20 protein-coding genes are annotated in these 18,386 nt (G+C 61.5%); 9 read left to right on the top strand and 11 right to left on the bottom strand.

The window, feature by feature from the left end; translation table 11 throughout:
• Positions 1 to 51 precede the first annotated feature (51 nt).
• On the bottom strand, positions 52 to 801 hold the full coding sequence (locus PO860_RS02330; RefSeq protein WP_125843865.1) for a L,D-transpeptidase: 750 nt from the start codon (positions 799 to 801) through the stop codon (positions 52 to 54).
• A gap of 249 nt (positions 802 to 1,050) precedes the next feature.
• Here PO860_RS02330 and PO860_RS02335 point away from each other — a divergent pair, with 249 nt between their 5' ends.
• On the top strand, positions 1,051 to 1,680 hold the full coding sequence (locus PO860_RS02335; protein WP_183605820.1) for a DNA-3-methyladenine glycosylase I: 630 nt from the start codon (positions 1,051 to 1,053) through the stop codon (positions 1,678 to 1,680).
• Positions 1,677 to 2,180: a hypothetical protein gene (locus tag PO860_RS02340; protein ID WP_275038076.1), complete on the top strand. Its 504-nt coding sequence runs from the start codon at positions 1,677 to 1,679 to the stop codon at positions 2,178 to 2,180. Before PO860_RS02335 ends, PO860_RS02340 begins: the two co-directional genes overlap by 4 nt.
• A 10-nt stretch (positions 2,181 to 2,190) precedes the next feature.
• Here the strand turns inward: PO860_RS02340 and PO860_RS02345 are convergent, their stop codons facing one another.
• Entirely contained in the window at positions 2,191 to 2,895 is a 705-nt protein-coding gene (locus PO860_RS02345; RefSeq protein WP_183605822.1) for an HAD family hydrolase, read from the bottom strand.
• 230 nt (positions 2,896 to 3,125) lie between these two features.
• Between PO860_RS02345 and PO860_RS02350 the strand changes: the two genes are divergently transcribed.
• On the top strand, positions 3,126 to 4,175 hold the full coding sequence (locus PO860_RS02350; protein ID WP_183605823.1) for an aldo/keto reductase: 1,050 nt from the start codon (positions 3,126 to 3,128) through the stop codon (positions 4,173 to 4,175).
• Positions 4,176 to 4,268: 93 nt separating this feature from the next.
• On the opposite strand, the gene PO860_RS02355 is transcribed toward PO860_RS02350, so the two are convergent.
• The 4 genes from PO860_RS02355 to PO860_RS02370 form a co-directional block, all read right to left on the bottom strand.
• Positions 4,269 to 6,101, bottom strand: a complete 1,833-nt coding sequence (locus PO860_RS02355) for a phospholipase D-like domain-containing protein (protein WP_275038077.1) — start codon at positions 6,099 to 6,101, stop codon at positions 4,269 to 4,271.
• A 203-nt stretch (positions 6,102 to 6,304) separates the two neighbouring features.
• On the bottom strand, positions 6,305 to 6,664 hold the full coding sequence (copM, locus tag PO860_RS02360; RefSeq protein WP_272783009.1) for a CopM family metallochaperone: 360 nt from the start codon (positions 6,662 to 6,664) through the stop codon (positions 6,305 to 6,307).
• Positions 6,665 to 6,739: 75 nt separating this feature from the next.
• Entirely contained in the window at positions 6,740 to 7,105 is a 366-nt protein-coding gene (locus PO860_RS02365; protein ID WP_275038078.1) for a hypothetical protein, read from the bottom strand.
• A 79-nt stretch (positions 7,106 to 7,184) separates the two neighbouring features.
• On the bottom strand, positions 7,185 to 7,946 hold the full coding sequence (locus PO860_RS02370) for a hypothetical protein (RefSeq protein WP_342466764.1): 762 nt from the start codon (positions 7,944 to 7,946) through the stop codon (positions 7,185 to 7,187).
• Positions 7,947 to 8,073: 127 nt separating this feature from the next.
• Between PO860_RS02370 and hisS the strand changes: the two genes are divergently transcribed.
• The 3 genes from hisS (at position 8,074) to hisG (ending at position 11,639) form a co-directional block, all read left to right on the top strand.
• Positions 8,074 to 9,645: a histidine--tRNA ligase gene (hisS, locus tag PO860_RS02375; protein WP_183605828.1), complete on the top strand. Its 1,572-nt coding sequence runs from the start codon at positions 8,074 to 8,076 to the stop codon at positions 9,643 to 9,645.
• A gap of 180 nt (positions 9,646 to 9,825) precedes the next feature.
• On the top strand, positions 9,826 to 10,947 hold the full coding sequence (locus PO860_RS02380) for an ATP phosphoribosyltransferase regulatory subunit (RefSeq protein WP_272783013.1): 1,122 nt from the start codon (positions 9,826 to 9,828) through the stop codon (positions 10,945 to 10,947).
• The gene (gene hisG, locus PO860_RS02385) at positions 10,944 to 11,639 is read left to right on the top strand and encodes an ATP phosphoribosyltransferase (RefSeq protein WP_275038079.1); all 696 of its coding nucleotides are present in this window, start codon (positions 10,944 to 10,946) and stop codon (positions 11,637 to 11,639) included. The genes PO860_RS02380 and hisG overlap by 4 nt, the downstream gene beginning before the upstream one ends.
• An 81-nt stretch (positions 11,640 to 11,720) precedes the next feature.
• Here hisG and PO860_RS02390 read toward each other — a convergent pair whose 3' ends face one another.
• On the bottom strand, positions 11,721 to 12,134 hold the full coding sequence (locus tag PO860_RS02390) for a DoxX family protein (protein ID WP_171601493.1): 414 nt from the start codon (positions 12,132 to 12,134) through the stop codon (positions 11,721 to 11,723).
• Positions 12,135 to 12,345: 211 nt separating this feature from the next.
• Between PO860_RS02390 and PO860_RS02395 the strand changes: the two genes are divergently transcribed.
• Complete coding sequence (locus tag PO860_RS02395) at positions 12,346 to 13,056, top strand: glutathione binding-like protein (RefSeq protein WP_273883462.1); 711 nt, start codon at positions 12,346 to 12,348, stop codon at positions 13,054 to 13,056.
• Positions 13,057 to 13,120: 64 nt separating this feature from the next.
• On the opposite strand, the gene PO860_RS02400 is transcribed toward PO860_RS02395, so the two are convergent.
• The 4 genes from PO860_RS02400 to PO860_RS02415 all read right to left on the bottom strand — a co-directional run bounded on the left by PO860_RS02400 (position 13,121) and on the right by PO860_RS02415 (position 16,477).
• Positions 13,121 to 13,567, bottom strand: coding sequence for a hypothetical protein (locus PO860_RS02400; RefSeq protein ID WP_183605833.1), 447 nt, complete (start codon positions 13,565 to 13,567; stop codon positions 13,121 to 13,123).
• Between the two features lie 617 nt (positions 13,568 to 14,184).
• On the bottom strand, positions 14,185 to 15,825 hold the full coding sequence (groL, locus tag PO860_RS02405; RefSeq protein WP_183605834.1) for a chaperonin GroEL: 1,641 nt from the start codon (positions 15,823 to 15,825) through the stop codon (positions 14,185 to 14,187).
• Positions 15,826 to 15,878: 53 nt separating this feature from the next.
• Entirely contained in the window at positions 15,879 to 16,175 is a 297-nt protein-coding gene (gene groES / locus PO860_RS02410) for a co-chaperone GroES (protein ID WP_003545797.1), read from the bottom strand.
• 95 nt (positions 16,176 to 16,270) lie between these two features.
• A complete protein-coding gene (locus tag PO860_RS02415) occupies positions 16,271 to 16,477 on the bottom strand; it encodes a hypothetical protein (RefSeq protein WP_183605835.1) in 207 nt (68 codons plus the stop codon).
• Positions 16,478 to 16,530: 53 nt separating this feature from the next.
• On the opposite strand from PO860_RS02415, the gene PO860_RS02420 reads away from it, so the two are divergent.
• Positions 16,531 to 17,379, top strand: a complete 849-nt coding sequence (locus tag PO860_RS02420; protein WP_183605836.1) for a TIGR01459 family HAD-type hydrolase — start codon at positions 16,531 to 16,533, stop codon at positions 17,377 to 17,379.
• 14 nt (positions 17,380 to 17,393) lie between these two features.
• Positions 17,394 to 18,377: a bifunctional riboflavin kinase/FAD synthetase gene (locus PO860_RS02425; RefSeq protein WP_273880761.1), complete on the top strand. Its 984-nt coding sequence runs from the start codon at positions 17,394 to 17,396 to the stop codon at positions 18,375 to 18,377.
• Positions 18,378 to 18,386 lie beyond the last annotated feature (9 nt).

Below are 18,386 nucleotides of genomic sequence, written 5' to 3' on the forward strand. Positions count from 1 at the left end.
TTGGGGAAAGGAGCCGCCTGTTCTTGCGGCTCCCAAAATACTGCGCCGGCGTTACATGACGATGACGCGGGTCCCGACGCTGACGCGGTCGTAGAGATCGACGACATCTTCGTTGCGCAGGCGAATGCAGCCGGAGGAAACGGCGCTGCCGATCGACCAGGGCGCGTTGGTGCCGTGGATACGGTAGAGCGTCGAGCCGAGATACATGGCACGCGCGCCGAGCGGGTTTTCCGGGCCGCCGTCCATGCGTGCCGGCAGGTAATGACCCTTGGCGGCTTCACGGCTGACCATTTCGGACGGCGGCGTCCAGTCCGGCCATTCCGTCTTGCGAGTAATCTTGTGGGCGCCTGCCCACTCGAAGCCAGGCTTGCCGACGCCGACGCCGTAGCGCCGCGCCTTGCCGCCTTCCATCACCAGATAGAGGAAGCGGTTGTTGGTATCGATGACGATCGTGCCGGGCTTTTCCTGGGTGTCGTAATCCACGATCTGCGGCAGGAACTGCGGCTCGATCGGATGGCGGATCGAGGGGATGCCTGGATTGATCGCCGAAACGGTCTGCGGCGCAACCTGCGGCGCCTGGCGGATGATGCGGCGCTGGAAAAGGCCGCGCTGCTGCGTCTGGACGACAGGACGCTGGTAGACGACGGGACGAACCGTGCCGCCGCCGAGCTGGTTGATCCATGGCGCGGTCAGATCGGGGCTGAGCACGACCGGCGGACGGGTGGCATAGCGATCGTCCGCCATGGCCGTCGTGGAGAAGATGCCGACGAGGGCAGCGGCAAGAACAAGGTGTTTCATCATCGGACGAACTCTCTACAAATGACCGAAAATGTGCTGGCGGAGCATGTCTGCCCCGGGCGGAGATGTTCCCGCCCGCAAAGACGCTGCCATCCTATCCGCCAGCGAATGGTAAAGATCGAATCATGAAAAGCCGACCGGTCGAATAAACTTTTCGTCAGGGTTACCGTTCGGTTTGGAAAGACGGTTTGCAAATGGTAAAGCCGGAATCATGACCGGAGAACGAAGCGGACGCCGGAGAATGAAGCGGACATGAGCGCGACAGGCATCATCATCGGCGAGGACGGCAGGAGCCGCTGCCACTGGCACGCCAATCTGCCGGATTATCTGCGCTATCACGACGAGGAATGGGGCCGCCCCGTCACCGACGACATCCGCCTCTTCGAGAAGATCTGCCTCGAGGGCTTCCAGTCGGGCCTTTCCTGGCTGACCATCCTGCGCAAGCGTGAGAACTTCCGCGCCGCCTTCGCCGCCTTCGACTTCGAGAAGGTCGCCCTCTTCGGCGAGGAAGATATCGCTCGCTGCCTTGCAGATGCCGGCATCATCCGCCATCGCGGCAAGATCGTCTCCACGATCAACAACGCCAAGCGCGCGATCGCGCTCCGGGACGAATTCGGCTCGCTCGCCCATTACTTCTGGCGCTACGAGCCCGGCCACAACGAAAGGCCGGCGATCGTCGACCGCGATCATATCGTCGCCAATCCGACGACCCCGACATCCGTGGTCATTTCGAAGGATCTGAAGAAGCGCGGCTGGACCTTTGTCGGCCCGACTACAGTTTATGCCTTCATGCAGGCGATGGGCCTCGTCAACGATCATCTGGAGGGCTGTTACTGCCGGGCCGAGGTCGAGGCGATGCGCGCCGCCCTGGTTCGCCCATGAAAGATCTATCCGTGAGAACATTGATAACAGCCGCTGCCCTGCTCCTCCTGACGGTCCCCGCCATGGCGCAGACGCCGCAGCTCGATCCCGGCGAGAAACTGGATAAGCTGCAGTTCCCGGCCGTCACCATGCAGCTGCAGGGCTGGACGAAGTTCGGCAACAGCCATGTCTATACGCTGCCGGTGCGCGCCGGCCAGCACGTGAAAATCAGCTTTGCGACGAAGAGCAAGTTCGCCTTCCTGGCGATCTTCGACCTGTCGAAGCCGGATGACGAGGCCTTTTTCGGCACCGACGAGGACGGCACGAGCTTCGAGACGACGGTCAAGGAAAATACCACCTGGCTGCTGCGTCCCTATTATTCCAAGGTCTCGCCGCGCCGCGGCCTCGGCGCCCCCTTCAGCGTCCTGATCGAGCCCTTGGCGGCCGCCCCGCCGCCGCCGCAAAAGCCGGCCGAGCCGGAGCGCCCATCGCTGTTTCCGAAGGCGCCCGCCAAGCAATGAGATAAAAATCTTAAGCGAGCCGGTCGATCAGGTCGCGCAATTCGCCGAGATGGCCGATCTTGCGGAACCGCGGCGCCTCCGTCGGTTCGTCGACATGTTCCAGCACCCAGGTGAGTTCGTGCGGCACGAAGACGCCGTAGCTGCCGGCGGCGATTGCCGGCACGATGTCCGATTTCAGCGAATTGCCGACCATCATCGCCCGCTCCGGCCCGTCCCCGACCTTGGCGAAGATGCGGCGGTAGGTGACGGCTGTTTTGTCGGAGACGATCTCGACCGCATCGAAGAAATCGCCGAGCCCGGATTGGGCGAGCTTGCGCTCCTGATCGAACAGATCGCCCTTGGTGATCATCACAAGCAGATATTTGCCGGCAAGCCCCTCCAGCGTGTCGCGCACATGTGGCATGGTCTCGACCGGATGGGAGAGCAGGTCGCGGCCGGTATCGAGGATCTTGGCGATCACGCCTGCGGGCACCTTGCCCTCGGTGATCTCGATCGCCGTTTCGATCATCGACAGCGTGAAGCCCTTGATGCCGAAGCCATAGTGGCGAAGGTTGCGTTTCTCGGCTTCCAGCAGCCGTTCGGAAATCTTCGGTCCTTCGGCGAAATCGGCAAGCAGGCTGGTGAAATGCGCTTCCGTCAGCCGGTAATATTGTTCGTTCTGCCAAAGCGTATCGTCGGCATCGAAGCCGATCGTGGTCAGTGGTCGCGTCGCCATATGCGTACCTCTCGAAATCAGGCCGGCAATCTACCGGCCGCCTGTGTCGAGACAAGGGCGTCGCCTGCGCGGCAAGACGGCGTTGAAAAGCTCCGGCGCCGCACTACATCGAACCTGCCTCACCCTGCAGCCAGCCACGGCTGTGCCTGTCACGCGCAGGCCAATAATCAAAAAATGAAGTTCAGCGGTTCGCAAGCCTCTTGCGGCAGACACAAAGGATTTTTTCGACCATGCGTTACAATCAACTCGGAAATACGGGACTTTTCGTCTCGGAAATCTGCCTGGGCACCATGACCTTCGGCGAAGCCAAACAGGGCAGCATGTGGGGCGCCATCGCCGATGTCGATCAGGATGCCGCCGACCGGATTGTCGAGCGCTCGCTTGGCGCAGGCGTCAATTTCATCGATACGGCCGACGTCTATTCATCCGGCGAGTCCGAAAGGCTGCTCGGCCAGGCGCTGAAGAACCTCGACGTGCCCCGCAAGGACGTGGTCATCGCCACCAAGGTCTACGGCGTCATGGGCGACAAGCCGAACGACCGCGGCGCCTCGCGCGGCCACATCATGGATTCCGTCGAGGCGAGCCTGCAGCGCCTGCAGACCGATCATATCGATCTCTACCAGATCCACGCGACCGATACGGTGACGCCGATCGAGGAGACGCTGCGCGCTCTTGACGATCTCGTTTCCCGCGGTCTCGTGCGCTATATCGGCGTCTCCAACTGGCAGGCTTGGCGTATTTCCAAGGCGCTCGGCCTCTCCGAACGCCGCGGCTTTGCCCGTTTCGAAACCGTGCAGGCCTATTATTCCATCGCCGGCCGCGATCTCGAGCGCGACATCGTGCCGATGATGCAGGAGGAAAAGCTTGGCCTGATGGTCTGGTCGCCGCTCGCCGGCGGTCTGCTCTCCGGCAAATACGGTCCGGGCGCGCCCGGCAACGGCGAGGGCCGCCGCGCCAGTTTCGACTTCCCGCCCGTCGACAAGGACAGGGCCTGGGCCTGCGTCGCCGTCATGCGCGAGGTCGCCGAAAAACACGGCGCCAGCGTCGCCACCGTGGCGCTCGCCTATATCCTCGCCAAGCCTTTCGTCACGACGGTCATCATCGGCGCCAAGCGGGTCGACCAGCTCGACCAGAATCTAGCCGCCGTCAAGCTGAAGCTCGATGAAGACGATTTGAAGAGGCTCGACGAGGTGAGCGCCCTTGCCCCCGAATATCCGGGCTGGATGCTGTCGCGGCAAGGCGCCGGCCGCCGCCCGGCCGATTTCGAGGCGAAGGACTGACATCATCGGCGTTGTGCCACGGCCGTCCCGGTCGGGCGAATGGCTGCCCCTTCATCTGCTTGCAGAGGTGCAGGCAGATGAAGGGGCCGGAGTCTACTGAGGCTTTTTCAGCGCCTTTTCCTTGGCAAAAACATTCCCGTCCTCAGCGGCACTCTCGACCCAATGTTTTTTCGGATCTTCGAAGAACATGCGGCGCTTGTGCGACTTGGCGAGCTTGTCGTCATAATATGGCTGCCACCACTTGTCGGTGGGATCGAGTTTGCCGACGTTCACCGGGCCGCCCTTCTTGGCGATGTCGTTGATGACGTCGCGGGAATAGAAGTGGCGGAAGACGCGGTCGTATTCGGTGAGATAGATATCGGCAACACGCGTGTCGCCGCGGATCAGCAGCATATTCTCGTCGTTTGCTGTCAGCGACGCACCGGAGAAATTGGCCGATCCGGTGCACACCAGGGGATCCTCCGAGAAGGGATCGACCAGCAGGAACTTGGTGTGGACGTAAAAGACGAAGCCGTCGCCGGACTGGCGTTCCAGCTCCTCCTTCAGGAACCACTTCTCGATCTTGAAGTTCGGGATCGGAACGATCTTCGTCACCTTCTTGCCCGTCGCGTCACGGCCGGTTCGCTCCTCGGTGAGCATCTTCGTCTTTCCAAGAATCGCTCCGTAGGACAGTTCGAGATCGGCCGGATTGGCCTTCCTGGCAGCCTGGACTTCCGCGCTCGGCGGCTGTTCGAGAAGAATGAAGCGCATCGACGTGTCGGTGTCGGCGAGCGCGCTGAGGATTCGTTCGTCCACCTTGAAGGCTGCCGTGAACATCACCGCATTGACTGCATCGGCGGCGCGATGACCGTACCAGTCGAGCATCTTGGGGCTCGGCCGCGGGGAAAAGACCAGTGTCGTTCCCGTCCCGACGGCATTGGCCGGATTGGGCGTCAACGCCATGGCCGCCTCAGTCGCGTCGAAATCATCAGGGTCGGCCTTCAACCCCTCCCAGAGCTGCAGATAGTTTTTCGCAATGTCGCCGTCGGTGACCTTGTGGCCGACATTCGTCTGCCCGAGAAAACCCGAGGGCGTGAAATTGGTGGAACCGGTCCAAACGGAGACCGGAGTTTTTCCTTTCTTCAGCCTGACGATGAACTTGTTGTGCGGTGTCTGCGGCCGCGTCCGCTTGAAAAGGATCTGCTCTCCCTTCCAATTCTCAGGCAGTTTCGCATCGGCAATTGCATCCCCGTTCGCCTTGGTGGCGTGATAGACGATCCTGACGTCGACCCCGCGCTCCAGCGCCGCCTTCAGCTCCAGCAATATGCGCTTGAAGGTGAATTCGTAGGCGACGATGCGCAGCGCATCGCCTGCAGGCGTTTCCCTGATGAATTCGATGCAGGCTTCCAGCAGGCCGCGCGACAGAAACGCGACCTCCTTGTTATCGGGATCGTTGTACTCCGCATCCGACAGCGGCTTGTTCCCGAATTTTTCGGCAAAGGCCTGGCTGGCGATGGCGCCGAGATTGAACCAGATGCCGTGCTTGCCGTCGTCGTTTTGCTCGGTGGTGATGGCAAGCGTGGCCGTGTAGCGCGCCTCCAGCTCGGCGATCGGGCCGAACATGGCCGAGATCTCGAATTCGTATTTCGTGCCCGGTGAGGCGCGGTAATCGCTCCACAGAAAGCTCTGGATCGGATGTTGGTTGGTGGGAAAGCGCCCGACCTTGCCCTTCTTGATGACCGGACCGCCCTCTGGAAACAGGTCCACGAACACCTTGAGGCCGGTCAGCCATTCCCACTGTCCATCCGCGACGCGGCGGCGAAAGGCAAAGCCGTGAAAGCCCTGCAGAAGGCCTTCATCCATATTCATCGCCAGCAGGATCGCCTTCGTTCCGGCGACGGCAAAAACCTGCAGCTTATTGTCAGGAGAAAATGCATGGACACGCATTGTGAGCAGCCTCCGTTGGGACTCGAGAATGCAACAGGCGAGATATGCGGTGAATGAAATGCGCAGAGAATGGTGCGGATGCGGGCTGGGAACCATCCCTGAGTGCAACTTTAAATATCAAAAGCGATGAGTCAATTGCCGACTTTATCAGCCATCCGGGAACGCCTGATAGATCTGGCGTTCCCCTTTTCATCTGAGATCGGTTACTTGCCGTGGGCCTTGAGCCAGGCGTTCATCTCGGTGATCTCCGCTTCCTGCGCCTTGATCACCGCTTCGGCGAGCTTGCGGATGTCTGGGTCCTTGCCGTATTGAAGCTCGATCTTCGCCACATCGATCGCACCTTGATGGTGAGGGATCATGCCGCGGACGAAATCGACATCGGGATCGCCTGTATATTCGATCATCATATCCTTGTGCATCTTGTCGTTCGCCTGACTGAAGGCATGACTCGCCGTATCGTGGCTGCCCATCGGCTTGCTCATGTCCATGGGCTTGTCTTCGGCAAGGACGGGAGCGGCAACGACAGTAAGCATTGCGGTGAGGGCGATGATTTTCAGAGACATGAGAGTTCCTTCCTCTGTCTGACAATAGGTTTGCCGGGTGGCTGAGCCACCCGATTGGCATGGATTGCTAGGGTGTCAGGACAGTCGGGGAGGGGGCGCCTGCGGTGTCGGCTTGTCGTCATCCAGGGAGCGGGCAGGTGCTGGGGCGGGATAGCCGAAAACGGACTGTCCGCCATCCGTGACCGTCACCGTCGGCGGCAGCAGAAGACAGGCGGCGCAAACCGGCATATGCGCTGCGTTGCCGCTGGCGCAGGGGTCTTTCATCGGATCGGCCTTGCCTGCCGCCCCAGGCCCATCCATGCCGGCCATTTCATGGTGCATACCGTTTTCGACGGCGACCGGCACACTCATCGACGCGCATGTCGGACAGCCCGCCCATGCGGACATGGCGCTATAGACCAGCCAGCCGAGAACCATCGTGATGAAAGCGAGCGTGCGCATGATGTTTCATATACGTGAATGCCGGGTGTAAGCCAATCCGGCTGACGGTGAACATTCGGTGACGGCATCGTTATGCCTCTCACCAGGCGGCAATGACCTTGTGCTCGATCCGATAGTCCCGGCTCTCCTCGCCGAGCGGCGCGACCGGCCATGTCCAAGCCGCTTTTGCCGGCGGCGGCAAAACGCCGTGCAGCAGGTCGGCCTCCTCATGCGTCCTGTCGTTGCGGTCGACGACCGCATAGGCGATGTCGGTCACCAGGCAACCGCGGCAGGGAAGCTCGGAAAGTCCGGTGAGATGCGCCGCGATCAGTCTTTCCACGGTATCTTCAGGCATGCGGCCGGTCTCGGCCTCATAGCGCCGTTTTACACCGCGGCCGATCTGCGACAGGAGATTGGCCGAAACCACGAAATCGAGATAGGGCACCGAGCGCAGGAAGCCGAACGGTTCGGGCTCACCGCCGGCCGCGAGCGTGTCATAGCCGGAGAGATCGCGCTCGATCAGCCTGGTATTGCGATAGGTCTTGGCCGCGAGCCACAGGCGCACCGAGGCGAGATGAACGAGATCGACCAGAACGACGGTGTCGAAGCTTTTCGCCAGGTCCTCGATCGGCACATCCCGCAGCAGGCCGGAACCGAGCACGACGGCTGTCCGCTTCTGCCGGAGGTCGGCCGCAGCCGTGCGAATCGCATTACGGCTCATCTCCTCATGTTCGGCCCAATCCACCGCACAGCGTCCGGCCCGCGACCAGAGATTGACGGAATAGCGGATGAACTTTCGATGCGGCTTGCCGGTGAGCGGCATTGTCGCGGCATAGAGAAGCGCCTCGGTGATCATGAGCATATCCGCATTCTATAGACGCCTCTGCTTCAATCGATTCTGCTTGCGGCTTCAAGACCCTTCGCCCTTGCCGCTCCCCGCCCGATCGGTTAGGAAACCGCCACTGTCACAGTCAGCGGAATTGCCGGAAATGAACGACAAGCAGAAGAAACCGCAAAAGCTCAAGGCCCGCCTGCCGCGCGGCTTCGTCGACCGGACGGCCGCCGATATCCGCGCCGTCAACGAGATGACGGCAAAGATCCGGGAAGTCTATGAGCATTATGGTTTCGATCCTGTGGAAACGCCGCTGTTCGAATATACCGATGCGCTCGGCAAGTTCCTGCCCGACAGCGACCGGCCGAACGAAGGTGTCTTCTCGCTGCAGGACGACGACGAGCAATGGATGTCGCTGCGTTACGACCTGACGGCGCCGCTCGCCCGCCATGTCGCCGAGAATTTCAACGAGATCCAGCTGCCCTACCGCACCTATCGCGCCGGTTACGTCTTCCGCAACGAGAAGCCGGGTCCCGGCCGCTTCCGCCAGTTCATGCAGTTCGATGCCGATACCGTCGGCGCACCTGGTGTCCAGGCCGATGCGGAAATGTGCATGATGATGGCCGACACACTGGAAGCCCTCGGTATCAAGCGCGGCGACTATGTCATCCGCGTCAACAACCGCAAGGTTCTGGATGGCGTGCTGGAGGCGATCGGCCTCGGCGGCGACGACAAGGCCGGCCAGCGGCTCAACGTGCTGCGCGCCATCGACAAGCTCGACAAGTTCGGCCCGGAAGGTGTGGCATTGCTGCTCGGTCCCGGCCGAAAGGATGAATCCGGCGACTTCACCAAGGGTGCCGGGCTCAACCAGGAGCAGATCGACAAGGTGCTGTTTTTCGTCGGCATCAAGAATTATGCCGAAAGCGCCGGGCGCCTGGCTGAGCTCGTTGCCGGAACCTCCAGGGGCGGTGAAGGCGTCGAGGAGCTGAATTTCATTGGTGCGCTGGTCACCAGCGCCGGTTACGGCTCCGACCGCATCAAGATCGATCCCTCCGTCGTCCGTGGCCTCGAATATTATACCGGCCCGGTCTACGAGGCCGAACTCTCCTTCGACGTCACCAACGAAAAGGGCGAAAAGGTCGTCTTCGGCTCGGTCGGCGGCGGCGGCCGTTATGACGGTCTCGTCTCCCGCTTTATGGGCCAGCCGGTTCCGGCGACGGGCTTCTCGATCGGCGTCTCCCGCCTGATGACGGCGCTGAAGAACCTCGGCAAGCTCGGTGCCAGCGACGTCATCGAGCCGGTGTTGGTCACCGTCATGGACGGCGATGTCGAGGCGATGGGCCGTTATCAGAAGATGACGCAGCAATTGCGCGCCGCCGGCATCCGCGCCGAGATGTTCCAGGGCAACTGGAAGAAATTCGGTAACCAGCTGAAATATGCCGACCGCCGCGGCTGCCCCGTCGCCATCATCCAGGGCGGCGACGAGCGCGCCGAAGGTGTGGTGCAGATCAAGGATCTGATCGAAGGCAAGCGGCTCTCCGGCGAGATCGAGGACAATGCCAGCTGGCGCGAGGCGCGCGTAGCGCAGGCGACGGCGCCGGAAGCCGACCTCGTCGCCAAGGTGAAGGAAATCCTTGCCGCGCAGGCCGAGGATCGGAAAAGGGCTAGCTCCGGTTTCGAAACTTCATATGATCCCGCTCAAGCCGGTGACACAGATGACGACATTTGAGAGAGATCTCCCCTTCGCCCCTCGGGGAGAAGGTGGCCCGAAGGGTCGGATGAGGGGGCGCCACGGCAGAAGCTGTCCTTCGCTCGCCGCTCAGGACATTCGTCGGTTACACTCCTCATCCCCCTCATCTGCCCTGTCGGGCATCTTCTCCCCGCTGGGGAGAAGAGGGAAGTCAAGCCAATGCCCCTGATCAACCTCCCCGAATTCGCGGGCGACCTGCTGGCCGAATTTACAGCGCGCAATGCCGAGCGCATCGATACGCCTGTCATTCAGCCGGCCGAACCTTTCCTCGATATCGCCGGCGAAGATCTGCGCCGCCGCATCTTCATGACGGAGAGCGAAACCGGCGCCAGCCTCTGCCTGCGTCCCGAATTCACCATCCCCGTCTGCCTGCGCCACATCGAGACCGCCACCGGCACGCCGAAGCGTTACGCTTATCTCGGCGAGGTTTTCCGCCAGCGCCGCGACGGCGCCAATGAATTCTACCAGGCCGGCATCGAGGATCTCGGTGATATCGACCTGTCGAACGCCGACGCCCGCGCCATCGGCGATGCCACCGGCATTCTCGGCCGGCTGCTGCCGGGCCGGCGCCTGTCGGTGACGCTTGGCGACCAGGCGGTGTTCGAGGCCGTTGTTCAGGCGCTCGGCCTGCCGCTCGGCTGGCAGAAGCGCCTGATCCATGCCTTCGGCAACATGACGCAACTGGAAGCGTTGCTGGCCGGTCTCGTCAGCCCGCAATTCGTCACCGGGCTGGACGACGATATTGCCAGGCTGGTCGCCTCAGGCGACGAGCAGGCGCTGGTCGTCCATCTCGAGCGGGAGATGCAGAAGACCGGCTATTCGACGAATGCCGGCCGCTCGCCCCTGGAGATCGCCCGGCGCCTCAAGGAAAAGCTCATCCTGTCCGAAACGCGCCTCGACGATGCGGCCTTCCATGTGCTGGAAGAGTTCCTGTCGCTCGACGTGCCGCTCGTCAATGCGTCGGCGGCGCTGGCCGGTTTCGCCGATGCTGCCGGCCTGAAACTCGGCAACGCGCTCGCCCGCTTCAATGGCCGCGTTGCAGCACTTTCCAACGCTGGCGTCGATCTTTCCTGCCTCGATTACCGCGCCGCTTTCGGACGGCCGCTCGACTATTACACCGGCCTCGTCTTCGAGGTGACGGCGGAAGGCTCGAGCGCGGTTCTGGCCGGCGGCGGCCGCTTCGACCGGCTGTTGACCTTCCTCGGCGCAACGGACCGCATTCCGGCCGTCGGCTTCTCCTTCTGGCTCGACCGCATCGAAACCGAAAGGGCAGCCGTATGACCATCACCATCGCGCTTCCCTCCAAGGGCCGGATGAAGGACGACGCTTCGGCGATCTTCGAGCGTGCCGGCATGCCGATAACGGCTGTTGGTAACGACCGCTCCTATCGCGGCCGGGTCGAAGGCTGGGACGATATCGAGGTCGCCTTCCTGTCGGCCTCCGAAATCTCCCGCGAACTCGGCAACGGCACCGTCGATTTCGGCGTCACCGGCGAGGATCTGATGCGGGAAGGCTTTGCCGAAGTCGACAAACGCGTCGAATTCTGCGCCCGCCTCGGCTTCGGCCATGCCGATGTGGTGGTTGCGGTGCCGGAGATCTGGCTGGATGTCGACAGCATGGCCGATCTCGGCGATGTCGCCGCCGATTTCCGCGCCCGCCATTCCAGGCGCCTGGCCATCGCCACCAAATACTGGCGGCTGACACAGCAGTTCTTTTCGAGCCAGCACGGCATCCAGCTTTATCGCATCGTCGAAAGCCTGGGCGCCACCGAGGGTGCTCCCGCCGCAGGCTCGGCCGATATCATCGTCGATATCACCTCCACCGGCTCGACGCTGCGCGCCAACCACCTGAAGGTGCTCCAGGATGGCGTCATCCTGCATTCGCAGGCCTGCCTGGTGCGCGCCCGCAAGGAGAGCCATGCGGACGAACCGGTGGTCCAGGCGATCATCGACGCGGTGCGCGCCGCCCTCTGAGTCTCAGTCAAAAGAGCATACGAAAAACCCGCCGTCGGATCGACGGCGGGTTCTCTGTTTATGGGAGGATGTCTGCTGGTATCAGGCGGCTGCGTAGGCGCCGCGGCGTGCGTCGATCGAATAGGCACCGGCACCGACTGTGGCGAGCAGGATGTACGCGCCGGCCAGTGTGATGTTCTTCATGACCATGATCTGGTTGAGAATGTTCACGAGTTCCGTGCCGCTTGCGTAGGGCAGGTGGAAGGCAATGCCCGTGAAGACACAGAAGGCGGCGAGCAGCCAGCCGGCAATGCGGACCTGGAAGCCTGTGAGAACAGCAAGGCCGGCCAGCAGTTCGAAAAGGCCTGCGGCATAGGCCAACAGGGTTGCTGCCGGCAGGCCGGCACCAGCGATCATGCCCGCAGTACCGGCAGGATCGGCGAGCTTCGTGAAGCCGGAAAGGATGAACATGAAAGACAGAAGAATGCGGGCAATCAGGATGATGACGTTCGACATGGATGTTGTCTCCGTTTGAAGGACTCTGGAGATCTGGGTGCCCCGGCACCGGATGGACCTCGGATGTCTCCTATGTCGCCTTTTTCTTGTTCTATGGAAAGATAAACGGAAGCGGACAGTTCGTTCAATAATATGGAACGATGTCCTGCCGTCGTCGCTTGCTTTTCACAAACCCGGTCTTTTATGGTCGGCTGATAACATGGAGGCCCCGATGGCAGATCTTTCCGCATTTCCGATCACGGCGCGCTGGCCGGCGAAAAATTCCGACATCATCCAGCTCTATTCCCTGCAGACGCCGAATGGGGTGAAGGTCTCGGTCGCCCTCGAAGAGCTCGGCCTCGCCTATGAGCCGCATTATGTTTCCTTCGCCGCCAACGAGCAGAAGTCCCCGGAATTCGAATCTCTCAACCCGAACGGCCGCATTCCGGCGATCATCGATCCGAACGGGCCGGGCGGCAAGCCGATCGGCCTGTTCGAATCCGGCGCCATCCTGCTTTATCTCGCGGAAAAAACCGGCAAGCTCATCCCCGATGATGCTGCCGGCCGCTACGAATGCATCCAGTGGGTGTTTTTCCAGATGGCGGGCATCGGCCCGATGTTCGGCCAGTTCGGGCATTTCTACAAATTCGCCGCCGACAAGGTCGCCAACAATTCCTATCCGGTGGAGCGCTATCGCGACGAGTCCAAACGTCTGCTCGGCGTGCTCGAAGACCGGCTGAAAGGCCGCCAGTGGATCATGGGCGATCTCTATACGATCGCCGACATCACCACCTTCACCTGGGTGCGCGGCGCCGACATCTTCTATGGCGGCCGCGAGGTTCTCGAATACGCGAAATTCCCCGCCGTCTCGGACTGGCTGGAACGCTGCATCGCCCGTCCGGCCAGTGCCAGGGGGCTCAACATACCCGTCAAGCCGGAGTAACGAGCGGATCAGTTGGAAAGCACAAAGGCCGCCTTCGAGGCGGCCTTTTATCTTAATTTCAGCCTCACTGCCGGCTTGTGATCTGCCTGGCGCCTTCGAGCTTGAAGCGGGGAAAGATGAAGACGCCGGACATGCTGCCGCTGTATTTCTCCTCGAGCCCATTCGACTCGCCCATGCAGAACAGCGGCTGGCGCAAGCCGTTCGGCATGATGATCGTCGTCGAAAAACAGAAGGAGGAGCAGAGGGTCGCCGCCTGCTCGAACAGCTCCAATACGTGGCTGCGGTCCTTGCTGTCGTAGCAGCGGATCAGGCTTAACAGGCCGCAGTCCCGTGCGGAAAGGCCGTGCAGCATCGTGCTCCATTCGCCGAGACGGAGCATGCCGCTCGACAGATCGCCGGTCCAGGCTTCGGAAATGGAAAACTGCGCCACCATCTCGTCATTTTGACTATGGTGGTCCAGCGAGCCGGGCATCAAAGGTACGGCTGCATTGGCTTTGGCGATCTTAAACAAGGCGTTCCCCCGTTCGCATGCGGCTCCTCCGCCGCACGCTCGGCAAACACAAAGAAACAGGATCATGTCGCTGCGGGCATGATGCCCGCCGCATCCGGCGATCGTTGACACGACGATCAGGCCTTCGGAACCCGAACGCCCGCCCCGCGCTCCGGCCTCGTCTGATGGTGAGACATCGCCCGGCGCGCTTCAATTGCAGCGCGGATTTATAGGGGCTTTTGGACAAACGGCAATGGCTTTTTAAGGGGTATTCGGATCGGCACCATGTCCTGAGATGCTCGCATCTTCGAGCCGTTTGCGAAAATCATCGCCAGAAGATCGTCCTCACGGGCTTTGCAAGCCTTTCCATCCCATAGGAAGCCGGAAATACTGCCGCGACATCGCGATCTCTCGGTGAACGAAAGAGACGCAGCGCCGCAAGTTTCGCGCAAGCTTCGCGTCCGGGACCTGCGATACGGAGCCAGTTAAACGTTTTATCTGCCGAATCGGACGCCCATGCATCGAATCGCTACCGCCTAACCCAAGGCGCGGTGGCTTAAAAGAAAAGGGCGACCCGAGGGCCGCCCTTCCTGTTCCGGATACCGGAATGAACGATTCTGTGAAAGGCCCTTGGCCTATCACATCATGTCCATACCGCCCATGCCGCCCATGCCGCCCGGCATGCCGGCAGGGGCATCCTTCTTCGGCAGTTCGGCGATCATGGCTTCGGTGGTGATCAGCAGCGATGCGACAGAAGCAGCGTTCTGCAGCGCCGTGCGAACGACCTTGAGCGGGTCGACGATACCCATGGCGATCATGTCGCCATATTCGGATGTCTGGGCGTTGTAGCCGAAGTTGTCTTCGTTCTTGTCGAGGACCTTGCCGACAACGATCGAGGCTTCGTCGCCTGCGTTTTCAGCGATCTGACGAACGAGCGACTGCAGGGCGCGGCGAACGATGTTGATGCCGGCTTCCTGGTCGTCGTTTGCACCCTTGACGGTGATCTTCGTGGAGGAGCGGAGCAGAGCGATACCGCCGCCGGGGACGATACCTTCCTGAACGGCAGCGCGGGTCGCGTTGAGCGCGTCGTCGATGCGATCCTTCTTTTCCTTCACTTCAACTTCCGTCGAGCCGCCGACGCGGATGACGGCAACGCCGCCGGCGAGCTTGGCAAGACGTTCCTGCAGCTTCTCGCGGTCGTAGTCGGAGGTGGTTTCTTCGATCTGGGCCTTGATCTGGGCAACACGGCCTTCGATGTCGGACTTGGCGCCCGAACCGTCGACGATCGTGGTGTTTTCCTTCGAGATCGAAACCTTCTTCGCACGGCCGAGCATGTCGAGCGTGACGCTTTCGAGCTTGATGCCGAGGTCTTCGGAGATGACAGTGCCGCCCGTCAGGATGGCGATGTCTTCGAGCATGGCCTTGCGGCGATCGCCGAAGCCAGGAGCCTTGACGGCAGCAATCTTCAGGCCGCCGCGCAGCTTGTTGACGACGAGCGTTGCAAGAGCTTCGCCTTCGACGTCTTCAGCGATGATGAGGAGCGGCTTGCCGGTCTGAACGACGGCTTCGAGAACCGGGAGCATCGACTGCAGGTTCGAGAGCTTCTTCTCGTGAAGGAGAATGAAGACGTCTTCGAGGTCGGCGATCATCTTTTCCGGGTTGGTCACGAAGTAGGGGCTGAGGTAGCCGCGGTCGAACTGCATGCCTTCGACGACTTCGAGTTCGGTTTCGGCGGTCTTGGCTTCTTCAACCGTGATGACGCCTTCGTTGCCGACCTTCTGCATGGCTTCAGCAATGTCGAGACCGACCTGCTTGTCGCCGTTGGCAGAGATCGTGCCGACCTGTGCAACTTCTTCCGAGGTGGAGATCTTCTTGGCCTTGGCCTGGAGATCCTTCACGACGTCGGCAACAGCGAGGTCGATGCCGCGCTTCAGGTCCATCGGGTTCATGCCGGCTGCAACGGCCTTGTTGCCTTCGCGAACGATCGCCTGGGCAAGAACGGTTGCAGTCGTGGTGCCGTCGCCGGCGATGTCGTTGGTCTTCGAAGCAACTTCGCGGACCATCTGGGCGCCCATGTTTTCGAACTTGTCTTCGAGTTCGATTTCCTTGGCGACCGAAACGCCGTCCTTGGTGATGCGCGGAGCGCCGAAGGACTTGTCGATGATGACGTTACGGCCCTTCGGGCCGAGCGTTACCTTGACTGCATCGGCGAGAATGTCGACGCCACGCAGCATCTTTTCGCGCGCGGTGCGACCAAACTTGATTTCTTTAGATGCCATGATTGAAACTCCTCAATTCGAGTGTCCGGGTTCTCGGAAAGGCCAGCGGCTGATCAGCCGATGATGCCCATAATGTCGGCTTCCTTCATGATCAGAAGGTCTTCGCCGTCGATCTTGACTTCGGTGCCGGACCACTTGCCGAACAGAATGCGGTCGCCAGCCTTGACGTCGAGTGCGACGACCTTGCCGGATTCATCGCGCGCGCCGGAGCCGACGGCGACGATTTCGCCTTCCTGCGGCTTTTCCTTGGCGGTATCGGGAATGATGATGCCACCCTTGGTCTTGGCTTCGGACTCAACGCGGCGAACGACGACGCGGTCGTGAAGGGGGCGGAAGTTGGTGCTTGCCATTGTCTAATCCCTCGATCGAATGACATTCGCAGGCCGGAGCGGCCCACATGGATAGATGTTAGCACTCCCTTGCGGTGAGTGCTAGCGACGAGCATTTAGGGATGGCTCCGTAAGGAGTCAATGAGAGCAATCACGAATTTTTGTGCCGGAATTGTGAAGAGGCTGAGAATAATCGGAATGCGGCCGAACCATACGGTGGTCGAAATTTGCGGGCTCGCCGCCGCAACCATCTCCGCTTCAGGATCGGATCGTGAAAAACCGCCGCCCATCCGCGCCCGGCAGCGAAGAAAATGCCTTGCCATCGCCTTGCGCCTTTGCAATGTCACCGGTGACTGAAGCAAATCGGGAAATCGGAATGGCCAGGCGGATAGAGAACTTCTCGGAGATAACAGATCACTATGACGTGGTGCTCTGCGATGTCTGGGGCGTCGTTCACAACGGCGTCGATCCGTTTCCGAAGGCGGCCGCTGCCCTCGAAGCGGCACGCGCAAGCGGGGTCGCCGTCGTCCTCATCACCAATTCGCCGCGCCTTTCCTGGCAGGTGGTCGAGCAGTTGCGTCAGATCGGTGTGCCCGACAGCGCCTATGACAGGATCGTCACGTCGGGGGACGTGACGCGCGGGCTGATTTCCGAGGGCCCGAAGACGGTCTTCCTGCTTGGCCCTGAGCGCGACAAGGCGCTTCTCGAAGGCATTGGCGTCGAGCGCCGGCCGGCCGGCGAAGCGCAATCGCTCGTCTGCACCGGCTTTTTCGACGACGAGACTGAGAAGCCGGAGGATTACACCGACATGCTTCTCGACTTCAAAGCCCGCGAGGTGCCGATGATCTGCGCCAATCCCGACCTCGTCGTCGAGCGCGGCCATCGCATCATCCCCTGCGCCGGCGCCATGGCCGCCTATTATGAGCAGCTTGGCGGCAGCACCCGCATCGCCGGAAAGCCGCATCGGCCGATTTACGAGGCGACGCTGGCCGCTGCCCGCGAGCTTCGCGGCGATTTCCCCGCCGACCGGGTGCTGGCGATCGGCGACGGCATGCCGACCGATGTGCGCGGCGCCTTGAATTACGGCCTCGACCTTCTTTACATCAGCGGCGGTATCCACGCCAAGGAATACACCCTGAACGGCGAAACCGACGAGGCGATCCTGAACGCCTATCTCGAACGGGAAAAAGCCGCGCCGAAGTGGTGGATGCCACGCCTTGCATGAAGAGAAGCCAGCCGATGACCGTCTTCCACCGCAATGAAACCCGGGAACCCCTACCCGCCCATCTGAAGGGCGGCGTCATTGCCATCGGCAATTTCGACGGCGTGCATCGTGGCCACCAGTCGGTGCTGAATCGCGCGCTCGAAATCTCCGAGGCGCGCGGTATCCCGGCTTTGGTGCTGACCTTCGAGCCGCATCCGCGTACGGTCTTTCGGCCGCAGGCGCCGGTCTTCCGCCTGACGCCCGCGCCGCTCAAGGCCCGCATCCTGGAGGCGCTGGGTTTCAGCGCCGTCATCGAATATCCCTTCGACTACGAATTCTCGCAGCGCTCGGCCGATGATTTCATCCATTCGATCCTCAAGGATTGGCTCGGCGCCTCCGAAGTCGTCACCGGCTTCGATTTCCATTTCGGCCGCGGTCGCGAGGGCGGTCCGGCCTTCCTCATGAATGCCGGCCAGACCTATGGCTTCGGCGTTACCTTGATCGATGCCTTCCGCGATGAAAACGCCGACGTCGTCTCGTCGAGCCACATCCGCGCGCTCCTGAAGGAGGGCAATGTCAGCGAAGTCGCCGGCATGCTGGGCTACCGCTATACGGTGGAAGCCGAGGTGATCGATGGCGAGAAACTCGGCCGGCAGCTCGGTTTCCCCACCGCCAATATGCGCCTGCCGCCGGAGGTTGATCTCGCCGCCGGCATCTACGCCGTCCGTTTCCGCCTTGCGGACGGCACGCTCCACGACGCAGTCGCAAGCTATGGCCGCCGCCCGACGGTGACGGAAAACGGCGCGCCGCTGCTCGAAACCTATCTTTTCGACTTCAGCGGCGATCTCTACGGCCAGCTCTGCGCCGTCTCCTTCTTCGGCTATATCAGACCCGAGCTGAAATTCGACGGCCTCGATTCGCTGGTCGCCCAGATCAAACGCGACGAGGAAGAGGCGAGGGCGCTGCTATCGGGTGTCAGCCCGCTCGGCGCGCTTGATGGGAAACTGTGCTTTTCCTGAGTGCCTTGA

The sequence above is a fragment of the Rhizobium binxianense genome (assembly GCF_028994275.1).
Lineage (GTDB): Bacteria > Pseudomonadota > Alphaproteobacteria > Rhizobiales > Rhizobiaceae > Rhizobium > Rhizobium binxianense.